The organism is Asticcacaulis sp. AC460, assembly GCF_000495795.1.
Taxonomy (GTDB): domain Bacteria; phylum Pseudomonadota; class Alphaproteobacteria; order Caulobacterales; family Caulobacteraceae; genus Asticcacaulis.
The window spans coordinates 82158-94561 of the sequence record NZ_AWGD01000004.1 but is presented as its reverse complement, the minus strand read 5'-3'; the positions used below and the strand labels follow the sequence as shown (position 1 = coordinate 94561).

Sequence of the window (12404 nt, the reverse complement as noted above, 5' to 3'; positions counted from 1 at the left end):
CTTTAAACGATATTCGGCATGAGGTTCTGAAAAATATCGCTACTCCGAACATAGATACGCTCTTGCTGGTCAGAGTCAAGGGGGTTATGATCAAGCTACTCTGAACGGCTTCAAATGGTACGTTCACGGGAGGAAATGCGTGTGACGGAAATAAAATTTGGCCACAGGATCAAAGAGTTAAGAACGAAGAAGGGCCTTACTCTAGATCAGTTGGCGGAGGCTACGGCGTCGTCAAAGAGCTATATCTGGGAATTGGAAAACAAGAACCCTCCTCGACCGTCTGCAGAAAAGTTGTCGATCATTGCCGAATCGCTTGGCGTGACAGTGGACTACCTTTTCGGGCGCCTTGATCAGTCGCTCGCAGAAGCTGAAGACAAGGCTTTTTTCAGAGAGTACAGTGCTTTGCCTGTTGAAACGAAACAGGCGATACGCCAACTCGCGAAAAACCTTAGTACTAATGACAAGAAGCGCTGAAGAAACTCCCTTTAAGGCTGCGGCAAGGCTGACAAAAATCCTTGATACGTTCGATGGCGTTGACCGCTTTGACCGTAATCCAGTCGATGTAGAGTCTCTCGCACTTGATTATTCAAGGCAGATTTGTCCTGAAGAGCCTATAGACAGGGTCCACGGGCAGCCATTGGATGGATGCGAGGGAGCGCTTGTGCCAAGCGAAAGCGGGCCAACACGGTGGGGTATTCTGTACAATTCGAGGCAGAACAAGGGACGAAAAAATTTCACTATCGCCCATGAACTTGGACATTATTTACTTCATAGGCAACTTGCCGCTGAGGGCATTTACTGTGACGAAGAAAGTATTATTCGTCGCGATGGCAAAGGCATCGAAAAGGAAGCAGACGAGTTTGCAGCAAATCTGCTCATGCCTCTGAATGATTTCCGAATGCAAATTCCTCCAAAGAACTACGCGGCCGCAGACGACTTGTCGTCTGCGGCGAGCCGATATGGTGTGTCTCTGACTGCGGCAGCGTTGCGATGGCTCCAATATACAGAACGCCGTGCGATGGTGATTGTATCGAACGAGGGATTCGTTCACTGGGCGCGCGCAAGTGATGCCGCATTTAAGACCGGCATTTTTATGCGCACACGCAATACGATGAATGAAATGCCGGCATCGTCGTTAGCTGTTTCAGCGGATTTTTCCGAGCAGCAGACTCATACGGTTGATCAACTAGAATCTGTTTGGTTCTCGGAAGCTTGCCGTGAAATTTGCATTCGCTCGCGCGTTTACGACCAGGAAATTACCGTCTTACAGTTTGAAGGCGCTTCTTATCGACCTTTTGGGCGATAACTGTAACCGAGAATGCAAAGGCCTTGTTTAATTGCGCGGCTAATGCCGCCTAGATGCTGGAGTAATCTGCCGGTTCTTGTGCCGGTTTTCAGCAAAAAATACTTATTTAAATCAAATATATGTGGAGATATTTCGTTTGAAGGGGCCGACTTCCGTGCCGGTTCCCTAGCCAAAATTATAGATAAACCTCAAAACATTCACGCGCGTGAGAGTGAGTGTTGACAAGCTCCCAATTCCGGCGCATGTTGACCCTAACAGCCCGGCGTGAATGATCGGTGCTGATGGGAGATAACGCATGAAGGGACTTCTTTTGCGGACGGCCTGCGCCGCCGCCCTGGCCGCCAGCGTGGCCATCGCTTCACCCGCCTTAAGCCAGGACGCGCCGGCCCAGGACGACGCCACCGCCTCCAATGACGACAATACCGTCGTCATCACCTCGACCCGCCGCGCCGTAAAGGCCCAGGACGTGCCGATCTCGGTCACCAGCTTCTCGCAGAAAGACCTGACCGCCAAGGGCATTGTCGGCTTCGAAGGCCTGGGCCGCGAGACCCCCGGCGTGGTGCTGAACCGCCCCAGCGCCAACTTCAACTATTTCACCGCCCGCGGCGTGGCGACCAATTCCGGCTATGGCGCCGGCCTGCAAAGCGCCGTCGCCATCTATATCGACGAACAGCCGATCAACGCCAACGGCAACACCACCAATATCGACCCCAACCTGTTCGACGTCGAGCGCGTCGAGTTCCTGCGCGGACCGCAAGGCACCCTGTTCGGCTCGGGCTCGCTGGCCGGCGCGCTGCGCATCATCACCCGGGCGCCCGACCTGAGCGAATTCCACGCTTCGGTGCTGGGCGACGTCGCCGTGCGCGGCAACGGTTCGTGGCGCCAGCGTTACAACGCCATGGTCAATGTCCCTCTGGTCGACGGCAAGCTGGCCCTGCGCGCCGTGCTGTTCCATCGCGATGAGGACGGCTACATCACCAATGTCGGCACCGGCACTAAAAAGGCCAATTCGCTGATCGACACCGGCGGCCGCGTCACCCTGATGTGGAAGCCGACCGAGCGCCTGTCGATCCGCGCCACCGCGTCGCACGAGAACAGCGACCCGCAGGATTCCGGCATGACCAGCCCGAACCTGGGCAAGTACGTCAAGATCTCGGACAAGCCCGACCTGTTCACCGGCAAGTTCACCTCGTACAATGTCACCGTCGACTATCAGTTCGACGGCGCCAAGTTCATGAGTTCCAGCAACTATTCCAACTTCGACCAGAAGTTCGTGGTCGACCTGGCCGGCACGTTTGGCGGCGCCATTCCGTTCGGGCTGGACGCCTATGCCTATCGCCGCACCGTCGTCCAGGAAGCGCGCCTGGTCTCCGATCCCGGCGGCAAGTTCGACTGGGTGCTGGGCGGTTTCTACCTGGAGCGCCGGCAATATCTCGAATATTTCCTGCGCTCGCGCCAGAACTTCCTGACCACCTACAATATCCGTAATACCGAGGGTGAATATTACCTGATGGATTACAGCCATGCCGATTCCAAGGAAACGGCCATCTATGGCGACCTGACCTATCGGTTTTCGGATAAACTGTGGGTCTCGGGCGGCCTGCGCTACGGCAGCCTGTCGGCCCAGGGCTTCACCGATGCCGGCGGCTTCTCCGAGCCCAACTACTACACCTACGCGTTTTATGGCGCGGCCGGCTATGTCTTCCCGGGCAATACCGGCTACCTCAACCGCGTCGCAACCCCGACCGCGACGGGCCGCGAAGCCAAGGGCGACAAGCCGTCCTACCGCCTCAGCCTGTCCTATAAGCCCAACGCCAACCTGACCACCTATGCGGCGGTGTCGACCGGCTTCCGTACCCCGGTGGTCAACTCCTTGGCCGGGCGCGCCAGCCTGACCGATCCCAACGACATCATCATCCCGTCCGGCGCCGATTCCGACGACCTGACCAACTATGAGCTGGGGGTCAAGGGCCGCTGGTTCGGCGGAAAACTGGCCGGCAGCCTGGCGCTCTACCGCATCGACTGGCGCAACATCCAGGTCCAGGCCAACCGCGTTTCGGACGGCGTCCAGTTCGCCACCAATATCGGCGGCGCCCGCAGCCAGGGCCTGGAATGGGAGTTGCACGCCTATCCCCGGCGCGGCCTCACGATCGGCCTGAACGGCTCGGTCAATTCTTCCGAGGTTGACAGGTTGACCGCCCAGGAAGCCGCCTATTCCGGCGCCGTGCTGGGGACGCCGCTGTCCAGCCCGGAATTCCAGGGCACGGCCTATGTCAACTATGCCTGGGACCTGACGCCCAAGGCCCGCGCCAACTGGTCGCTGGCTGTGTCGCATGTCGGTGAATTCCCCAACACCTTCCCCAACACCCCGGGCAAGCCAACCGTGCCCATGCCGACCTTCGACTATACAGACGCCTACACCCTGGTGAACACCACGCTGGCCATCGCCATGGATAACTATACCGTCGGCTTCTATGTCGAAAACCTGACCAACAGCGACTCCGTGGTCTATGTCCACCCGGAAACCTTCTTCACCAGCCGTTATGCCCGCCTGACGCCGCGGACGGTGGGTGTGCGCCTGGTGGCGGACTTCTGATCATGGAGCCCAGTCCCCAAACGGCGAAACCGGCCGGCTATGCCTGGTTCGTGCTGTTCGTCCTGTTCCTGGTCTATGTCCTGAACTTCCTGGATCGTCAGCTTCTGTCCATCCTGGCCAAGCCGATCCAGGACGAGCTGGGCGTGACCGACGGGCAGTTGGGGATGATTTCCGGTCTCTATTTCGCGGTCTTCTACTGCTTTATCTCGATCCCGGTCGGCTGGCTGGCCGACCGGACCAACCGCACCAAGGTCGTGGCCTTTGCCTGCGCCCTGTGGAGCGCCGCCACCGTCGCCTGCGGGTTGTCGGCCAGCTATCCGCAGCTGGTCGCCGCCCGCATGTCGGTGGGGGTAGGGGAGGCCGGCGGGGTGCCGCCGTCCTACGCCATCATCTCGGACTATTTCCATTCGCGCAGCCGCGGCATCGCCTTTGGCCTGTTCAACCTGGGCCCACCGGTCGGCCAGGCCCTGGGCGTGGCCTTCGGCGCCTCGATCGCGGCGGCCTATAGCTGGCGCTATGCCTTTATCGTGCTGGGCGTGGTCGGTGTCGTCATGGCGTTGGTCGTCTTCTTCACGGTGCGCGAACCCAAGCGCGGCGGCCTTGACAAGGTAGCGGTCGCCCCCACGCAAAAAGCCGGCTTCTGGTCGACCCTGCGCATGTTCTTCTCGCGTCCGGTTCTGGTGCTGACGGCCCTGGCCTGTGGCGCGGTGCAGTTCGTCACCTATGCCTCGCTGAACTTCACGACCCTGCTGCTGATGCGCGAAAAGGCCATGGCCCTGCAGGAGGTCGCCGTCTGGTATGCCCTGGTTGTCGGCATCGGCATGAGCGCCGGCATGCTGATCTCCGGCCGCCTGGTCGACGCTTTTGCTCCGCGCGCCAAGTCGGCCTATGCCTGGATCCCGGCCATCGGCCTGCTGTGCGCCATCCCGCCCTTCATCGGCTTTGTCCATGCCGCCGACTGGCAAACCGCCGTCCTGTTCCTGATCGGGCCAATGTTCTTCAACTACTTCTACCTGTCGCCGGCCGTCGCCCTGGTCCAGGAAGCCGTCGCCCCGCACGAAAGAGTCATGTCCGGCGCCCTGCTGCTGCTGGTCATGAACCTGATCGGCTTAGGGTTAGGGCCGACCTACCTCGGCGCCGCCTCCGACTGGCTGCGCAGCGTCTCGCCCGACCATTCGCTGCAGCTGGCTTTTTACAGCCTGGTGCCGTTTTATGTTCTGGCCGCTGTCCTGTTCATGGTCTTGGCCGGTAAGCTGCGCAAACACGGCCTGACTCCTTCCGGTGAACCGTCATGATGAAGTTCCTCCTCCCCGCGCTTGCCCTGTTTCTGGCCCCGGCCGCCTTTGCCGAGCCGGTCGTCAAAGCCCCCGCCGGGCCCGTCAAGGGCGTCACCGAAGACGGCCTGAACATCTATCGCGGCCTGCCCTATGCCCAGGCGCCGGTCGGCTGGCGCCGCTGGAAGGCCCCGGTCGCGCTCAAGCCGTGGAAACAGGTCCGCGACGCCTCGCAGTTCGGGCCGGCCTGCTATCAGCCCAAGCCGCGCGTCGCCAGCATCTACGCCAACCCGCCGGCGGCCATGAGCGAGGACTGCCTGAGCCTGAACGTCTGGGCGCCGGAAAACGCCAAAAACGCGCCCGTCATGGTGTGGATTCACGGAGGTTCACTGACCGGCGGCTACAGCCACGAAGGCATGTACGACGGCGCCGCCCTGGCCAAACAGGGCATTGTGGTGGTGTCGATCAACTACCGCCTCGGCGTCCTGGGCTACCTGGCCCATCCGCAACTGAGCTCGGAATCGCCCTACAACATCTCCGGCAATTACGGCCTGATGGACCAGGTCGAGGCCCTGCGCTGGGTCCAGCGCAATATCGCGGCCTTCGGCGGCGATGCCGGCAATGTCACCATCGCCGGGGAATCGGCTGGTGGTCTCAGCGTCATGTACCTGCTGGCCTCGCCGCCGGCGCGCGGCCTGTTCCACAAGGCGATCCTGCAAAGCGCCTACATGATCTCGACGCCCGAACTGAAGGCCAAGCGCTATGGTTCGGAACCGGCCGAAGCCATCGGCGTATGGCTGCAATCGCAACTGGGCGCCAAGGATCTGGCGGGCTTACGCGGTATGGACGCCGAAACCCTGACCAACGAAGCGCCGACAAAGGGCTACCTGCCGTTCGGCACGGTCGACGGCCGCGTCCTGCCGCGGCAACTGGTCGAGGTCTTCGATCGCGGCGAACAGGCGCCGGTGCCGATCCTGGTCGGCTTCAACAGCGGCGAGATCCGCTCGCTGCGCTTCCTGGCGCCGCCGGCCCCGGCGACCGAAGCCGACTATATCGCCGCCGTGAAGGAACGCTACGGCGACCTGGCCGACGCCTTCCTCGCGCAATATCCGTCGTCCAATATCCCGGAAAGCCTGCTCGCCACCACCCGCGACGCCCTATACGGCTGGACCGCCGAGCGTCTGGCGATCAAGACGACCAAAGCCGGTCAATCCGCCTTCCTCTACTATTTCGACCACGGCTACCCCGCCGCCGAAGCGGCTGGTCTGCACGCCTTCCATGCCAGTGAAATCCCTTATGTCTTCGGCACCCATGCCACGACGCCGGCCCTCTGGCCCAAGGTCGTCCTGACGCCGGAAGAAGCCGTCTTTTCCGATGCCATGATGGGCTATTGGGCGTCATTCGTCCGCGACGGCGCACCCTCCGCCGCCAACCAACCGGCCTGGGCCGCCTACGGCGCCGACAAGGCCTATATGGCCTTCGAAACAACCCCGGTCGCCAGGACCCATCTTCTGCCCGGCATGTACGAACTGAATGAAGAGGTGGTCTGCCGCCGCCGCGCCCGTGGCGACACGGCGTGGAACTGGAATGTCGGTATCGTCTCGCCGCCCCTACCTGACTTAAAACCCTCCGAAAAGGCGGGATGCTGATGCTCGACGGTTCCATGCAGGCGTACCCGCTGACGCTCGATCAGTTCCTGACGCACGCCGCCAAGTGGCATCCCCGCGCCGAAGTCGTCACCGCCCGCGACGGCGGCCGCACCGACCGGATCGGCTATGCCGGGCTGCACGACCGGAGCCGGCGCATATCGACCGTCCTGGCCGGGCTGGGCGTGAGCCAAGGGGATAAGGTCGCCACCCTGGCCTGGAATAGCCAGGCCCATGTCGAGGTATGGTACGCCATCATGGGCATGGGCGCGGTGTGTCACACCCTGAACCCGCGTCTAACCGCGACGCAACTGGCCGCCATGGTCGAACAGTCCGGCGCGAAGATCGCGATCGTCAGCGCCGACCTGATGCCGCTGGCCCGCCAGGTGGCAGCCCGCGTGCCGGGCCTGCAACGCCTTCTGATCATCGATGGTCCGGCCGAAGCCGGCCATTCGGTCGAAGCCATGATCACCGCCACACCCGATCACCATCCGTGGGGCGGGTTCGACGAAACCGCGCCGTCGGGCCTGTGCTTTACCTCGGGCACGACCGGTGCGCCCAAGGGCGTCACCTACACCCATCGTTCCAGCTTCCTGCACACCCTGCGCCTGCTGCAGGCCGATGTCATGGCCTTGTCCGGCCGCGACAACGTCCTGGCCGTGGTGCCGATGTTCCACGCCAGCGCCTGGGGCCTGCCGTTTGCCGTCCCGGCCGTAGGTGGGAAACTGGTCCTGCCCGGTCGCCAAGCCGATGGCGCCAGCCTGGCGCGGCTGATCCGCGACGAAGACGTCACCGTCGCCGTCGGCGTGCCGACCGTCTGGCTGGGCTTGGTCGAACATCTCGAAGCCGAAGGCGGCGATCTGCCCAGCCTGAAGCGCATCATCATGGGCGGCGCGCCCCTGGCTCCGGCCCTGATGGGGCGCGTGCAGGAACGCCTGGGCGTGACGGTCCAGACCAGCTGGGGCATGACCGAACTGTCGCCATCCGGCACCGTGGCCGCACCCGGTGATCCGGGTCAGGCCGCCTTGTCCGGTCGTCCCGCCATCGGGGTCGACCTGCTGATCACCGATGCCGAAGGTCGCGCCTTGCCGCAGCAACGCGGCGTCGACGGCCATCTGCGGGTGCGCGGTGCCGCCGTGATCGAACGCTATTTCGGCCACGACCAATGCGCCACCGATGCTGACGGCTGGTTCGCCACCGGCGACCTGGCGCGCATCGACGACGACGGCCACCTGATGATCACCGGCCGCGCCAAGGACCTGATCAAGTCGGGCGGCGAATGGATCAACCCGGCCGAAATCGAAGCCGTTGTTGGCGCCCTGCCCGAGGTCTCGCTGGCGGCGGTGATCGGCCGCTCCGATCCGAAGTGGGGCGAACGCCCGGTCCTGCTGGTCGAGATGCGCGACGACCAGGCCCTGACCGACGAAGCGCTTCTGGCGCCGCTGAAAGGCCGTGTGGCGACCTGGTGGATCCCCGACGAAGTCGTCCGGGTACCGAACATGCCTCTGGCGTCTACCGGCAAGATCGATAAGATACGCCTGCGAAGCGAATACGGTCGAGTGGAGCGAATTTGACGTTTGAATCGGACTCGCCGCAACGCTTGTTCAAACGTCAAATTCAAAGCTCCACTCCAGTCATAAAGTGGCTAGTGGTCTTTCGATTCCAACATTTGCCCGGCGTAAGCGGAAAGCGCGAAGCAAATGTTGGAATCGGACCACTAGCGGTCATGACTTGACGCTGGCCCTTCAAAGGCGGAAAAGTAACGCGTGCCAGAAGATTTAAAACCGAAACGCAAGTCGACCAAGGCCGAACAGCGCGCCGATATGATCGAACAGATCCTCGACGCGGCCGAACACCTGTTTTCGAAACACGGCCTGTATGGCGTGACGCTCAAGGATGTCGCGCAGCGGGTCGGGGTGCACCACACCCTGCTGAACTACTATTTCGAGGACAAGAAGAAGCTGTTCGACGCCGTGTTTGCGCGCCGGGCTTCGGTGACCAGCGAACGGCGCATGACGGCGCTGGACGAATACGACGCCGCCACCAAAGGCAACCCGACCATCGAAGGCGCGCTGCACGCCTTCCTGGACACCGACCTCGACCTCTATATCGAAGGCGGGGAAAGCTGGAAGAACTACGCCGCCCTGGGCGCCCAGGTCGCCAACACCCCGGAATGGGGCGCCGAACTGATGGACAAGCATTTCGACCCGGTGGTGCTGCGCCTGATCGGGTTGCTGAAAAAAGCCCTGCCGGACTGCGCCGAAGAGGATATCTTCTGGGGCTATCATTTTGTGACGGGGGCGTTGCTGCTGACCCTGGCACGGACGGGCCGCATCGACAAGCTGTCGGGCGGGCTGTGTAAGTCGGATGACTTCGTGGCGGTGAAAAAGCGCATGGCGGCCTTTATGGCGGCGGGCTTCCTGGCCATCTGCCAGAAGCGGTAGACGCTTCAGTGAATTGGCACAAATGTGAAAAAGATATTCGCTATCTTGTGAGTGAATAAAAAATACACTACACTTTCGCCAACAGGATGAGGTTCTTATCCTTCGCCCGCCCCATTTATGGGGAGGGGGGACCGCGAAGCGGTGGGAGGGGCTTACCGTCAGTGGAATAGCTCCTTCCGTCTCAGTGCTTCGCACTGATCCACCTCCCCCATAAATGGGGGAGGCGAAGTGGTTCAAGTGGCCTTCTCCGCGCTAAGAAAATGGGAGAATTCTGAATGTTGCTTCAAGGACGCGTGGCCATTGTGACCGGCTCGGGCGGGGGATTGGGCCGGGCCCATGCCCTGTACCTGGCCGGACAGGGCGCCAAGGTGATCGTCAACGACCTGGCCCAGGCGGCCGCCGACTCAGTCGCCGCGGAGATCACCGCGGCCGGCGGTGAAGCCATCGCCATCGCCGCCTCGGTCACCGACGAAGCCGCCATCGCGTCCCTGGTCGACCAAACCATGGATCGCTGGGGCCGCATCGACATCCTCATCAACAATGCCGGCATCCTGCGCGACAAGAGCTTCGCCAAGATGACTCTGGATGATTTCCGCTTGGTGCTGGACGTCCATGTCATGGGCGCCGTCATCTGCACCAAGGCCGTCTGGGATATCATGCGTGAGCAGCGCTACGGCCGCATCGTCATGACCACATCGTCGTCCGGTCTGTACGGCAATTTCGGCCAGGCCAACTATGCCGCGGCCAAGATGGGCGTGGTCGGCTTGATGCAGACACTGGCCATCGAAGGCGAAAAGTACAATATCCGGGTCAATGCCCTGGCGCCGTCGGCCGCCACCCAGATGACGCGCGACGTCCTGTCCAATGCCAGCCTGGACCTGCTCGATCCGTCGCGCGTCAGCCCAGCCCTGCTGCCCCTGGTGCGTGACGAAGCCCCCAGCCGTGCCATTGTCTGCGCCGGTGCCGGTCACTTTGCCCGCGCCGAAATCACCCTGTCGCAAGGCCGCTTTATCGGCGCGGCCAACGATGCCGGCGAACAGGCGATCGCGCAATGGGATGGCATTTCCGACCGTACCGGCGACTTCGTCCCGGCCTATGGGTTCTTCCAGGCCGAACGCGAAGTCCTGAGCGCCGGCCTGACCTCCGCCGAAGAGGTGATGGCGAAATGAGCCGCGATGCCGTTATCGTCGCCACAGCCCGCACCCCGATCGGGCGGGCCTATCGCGGCGCCTTCAACCTGACCCCGGCGCCGACCCTGGCGGCCCACGCCCTGACCGCGGCCGTACAGCGCGCGGGTATCGACGCGGCCGAAATCGAGGACTGCATCCTGGGCTGCTCCCTGCCGCAGGGTTCTCAACAGACCATCGGCCGGATGGCGGCGCTGCGGGCCGGTTTCCCGGTCGAAGTGCCCGGCATGACCCTGGATCGGCAATGCTCGTCGGGCCTGATGACCATCGCCACCGCCGCCAAGCAGGTCATTGTCGACCGCATGGATATCGTGGTCGCCGGCGGGGTCGAATCCATCTCCCAGGTCCAGACGCCGGCCCTGCGCATCGATGCCGACCCGGCTCTGGCCGCGCTGCATCCCGACGCCTACATGCCGATGCTGGAAACGGCCGAAATCGTGGCCGCCCGCTACGGCATCAGCCGCGAGGCCTGCGACGCCTATGGCCTGGAATCACAGCGACGCACCGCCGCCGCCCAAACCGCCGGCCGCTTCGACGCCGAGATCGTGCCGATGACCGCCACTATGCAGGTCACCGACAAGACGACCGGCGAAACCAGCCAGCGCGACATCACCCTGAGCCGCGACGAAGGTGCGCGCGCCGACACGACCGCCGAAGGCATGGCGGCTTTGAAAACCGCCATCCCCGGCGGCACGGTCACCGCTGGCAATGCCAGCCAGTTGTCGGACGGTGCCTCGGCCTGCGTGGTTATGGAAGCCGGCCTGGCCGAACGCCGAGGGCTCCAACCGCTAGGCCGCTACGTCGGCATGGCGGTGGCGGGTACCAAGCCCGACGAAATGGGCATTGGTCCGGTCTTCGCCATCCCGCGCCTGTTGCAAAAGTTCGGCGTGTCGATGGAGGATATCGGCCTGTGGGAGCTGAACGAAGCCTTTGCCTGTCAGCTCATCTATTGCCGCGACCGCTTGGGCATCCCCGGTGAAAAGCTGAACGTCAATGGCGGTGCCATCTCGATCGGCCATCCCTACGGTATGTCCGGCGCACGCATGGTCGGCCATGCCCTGATCGAAGGCAAACGCCGCGGTGTCCGCTATGTCGTCGTGACCATGTGCGTCGGCGGTGGCATGGGCGCGGCCGGCCTGTTCGAGGTCTTCTCGTGAGCCTGCCGCCTCTGCCGTCGTTCCGGCTGGACGGCAAGACGACATTAGTCACAGGGGCGGGCCGCGGTATCGGCGCTTCGGCGGCGGCGATCTTCGCCCAGGCCGGCGCGAAGGTGACCCTGTGCGCCCGTTCGTCGGATGAGGTCGAAGCCGTGGCCGCCGAGATCCGCACCGCCGGCTTCGAAGCCGAAGCCTTTGCGCTGGATGTCGGCGATATTGCGCGCATGCAGGCCGAAATCGCGGCGCGCGGACCGTTCGACATCCTGCTGAACAATGCCGGCACCAACCGCATTCGTCCGATCACGGACATTACCGAAGGCGACTACGACGCCGTGCTGGACCTGAACCTGAAGGCGGCCTTGTTTGTCGCCCAGGCCGTGGCGAAAGGCCTGATCGCGGCCGGCCGTCCGGGCTCGATCATCAATGTGTCGTCCCAGATGGGCCATGTCGGCGGTGGTGGCCGCTGTCTCTACAGTGCTTCGAAATGGGGGCTGGAAGGTCTGACGCGGTGCATGGCGATCGACCTGGCAACCCAGGGCATCCGGGTCAACACGATCTGCCCGACCTTTATCGATACAGCTTTGACGCGGCCGATCCTGGATACGCCGGGCACACGCGACTTTGTGCTGAGCCGGATCAAGCTCGGGCGTCTCGGCCAGATGGCCGAACTGAGCGGCGCGTTGTTGCTGCTGGCGTCGGACGCTTCGACCCTCATGACGGGCAGCTCGGTCATGGTCGACGGCGGCTGGACTGCGGGGTAATAAGCCTTAGCTCAAGTTACCCATTTTTGCTGC

At 62.8% G+C, this 12404-nt stretch carries 10 protein-coding genes; all 10 read left to right on the top strand.

Annotated elements, in window-relative coordinates:
• The first annotated feature begins 141 nt into the window (after nucleotides 1–141).
• Nucleotides 142–474: a helix-turn-helix domain-containing protein gene (locus ABAC460_RS28085; RefSeq protein ID WP_235075751.1), complete on the top strand. Its 333-nt coding sequence runs from the start codon at nucleotides 142–144 to the stop codon at nucleotides 472–474.
• Entirely contained in the window at nucleotides 458–1306 is an 849-nt protein-coding gene (locus ABAC460_RS48815) for an ImmA/IrrE family metallo-endopeptidase (RefSeq protein ID WP_081716425.1), read from the top strand. The genes ABAC460_RS28085 and ABAC460_RS48815 overlap by 17 nt, the downstream gene beginning before the upstream one ends.
• Nucleotides 1307–1601: 295 nt before the next feature.
• Nucleotides 1602–3902, top strand: a complete 2301-nt coding sequence (locus ABAC460_RS28080) for a TonB-dependent receptor (RefSeq protein WP_031236348.1) — start codon at nucleotides 1602–1604, stop codon at nucleotides 3900–3902.
• Between the two features lie 2 nt (nucleotides 3903–3904).
• Nucleotides 3905–5197, top strand: coding sequence for a spinster family MFS transporter (locus tag ABAC460_RS28075; RefSeq protein ID WP_023451920.1), 1293 nt, complete (start codon nucleotides 3905–3907; stop codon nucleotides 5195–5197).
• Complete coding sequence (locus tag ABAC460_RS28070; RefSeq protein WP_023451919.1) at nucleotides 5194–6825, top strand: carboxylesterase/lipase family protein; 1632 nt, start codon at nucleotides 5194–5196, stop codon at nucleotides 6823–6825. Before ABAC460_RS28075 ends, ABAC460_RS28070 begins: the two co-directional genes overlap by 4 nt.
• The gene (locus ABAC460_RS28065; RefSeq protein ID WP_031236347.1) at nucleotides 6825–8396 is read left to right on the top strand and encodes an AMP-binding protein; all 1572 of its coding nucleotides are present in this window, start codon (nucleotides 6825–6827) and stop codon (nucleotides 8394–8396) included. Before ABAC460_RS28070 ends, ABAC460_RS28065 begins: the two co-directional genes overlap by 1 nt.
• A 249-nt stretch (nucleotides 8397–8645) precedes the next feature.
• Nucleotides 8646–9266: a TetR/AcrR family transcriptional regulator gene (locus ABAC460_RS28060; protein ID WP_369794071.1), complete on the top strand. Its 621-nt coding sequence runs from the start codon at nucleotides 8646–8648 to the stop codon at nucleotides 9264–9266.
• A gap of 275 nt (nucleotides 9267–9541) precedes the next feature.
• Nucleotides 9542–10435: an SDR family NAD(P)-dependent oxidoreductase gene (locus tag ABAC460_RS28055; RefSeq protein ID WP_023451916.1), complete on the top strand. Its 894-nt coding sequence runs from the start codon at nucleotides 9542–9544 to the stop codon at nucleotides 10433–10435.
• Nucleotides 10432–11610, top strand: coding sequence for an acetyl-CoA C-acyltransferase (locus ABAC460_RS28050; RefSeq protein ID WP_023451915.1), 1179 nt, complete (start codon nucleotides 10432–10434; stop codon nucleotides 11608–11610). The genes ABAC460_RS28055 and ABAC460_RS28050 overlap by 4 nt, the downstream gene beginning before the upstream one ends.
• On the top strand, nucleotides 11607–12371 hold the full coding sequence (locus ABAC460_RS28045) for an SDR family NAD(P)-dependent oxidoreductase (protein ID WP_023451914.1): 765 nt from the start codon (nucleotides 11607–11609) through the stop codon (nucleotides 12369–12371). The genes ABAC460_RS28050 and ABAC460_RS28045 overlap by 4 nt, the downstream gene beginning before the upstream one ends.
• Nucleotides 12372–12404: the final 33 nt, after the last annotated feature.

Bases quoted from the DNA above. Each gene is read 5' to 3' on its own strand.
- ABAC460_RS48815 (WP_081716425.1), top strand. From the start codon at position 458: ATGACAAGAAGCGCTGAAGAAACTCCCTTTAAGGCTGCGGCAAGGCTG.
- ABAC460_RS28080 (WP_031236348.1), top strand. From the start codon at position 1,602: ATGAAGGGACTTCTTTTGCGGACGGCCTGCGCCGCCGCCCTGGCCGCC.
- ABAC460_RS28075 (WP_023451920.1), top strand. From the start codon at position 3,905: ATGGAGCCCAGTCCCCAAACGGCGAAACCGGCCGGCTATGCCTGGTTC.
- ABAC460_RS28070 (WP_023451919.1), top strand. From the start codon at position 5,194: ATGATGAAGTTCCTCCTCCCCGCGCTTGCCCTGTTTCTGGCCCCGGCC.
- ABAC460_RS28065 (WP_031236347.1), top strand. From the start codon at position 6,825: ATGCTCGACGGTTCCATGCAGGCGTACCCGCTGACGCTCGATCAGTTC.
- ABAC460_RS28060 (WP_369794071.1), top strand. From the start codon at position 8,646: ATGATCGAACAGATCCTCGACGCGGCCGAACACCTGTTTTCGAAACAC.
- ABAC460_RS28055 (WP_023451916.1), top strand. From the start codon at position 9,542: ATGTTGCTTCAAGGACGCGTGGCCATTGTGACCGGCTCGGGCGGGGGA.
- ABAC460_RS28050 (WP_023451915.1), top strand. From the start codon at position 10,432: ATGAGCCGCGATGCCGTTATCGTCGCCACAGCCCGCACCCCGATCGGG.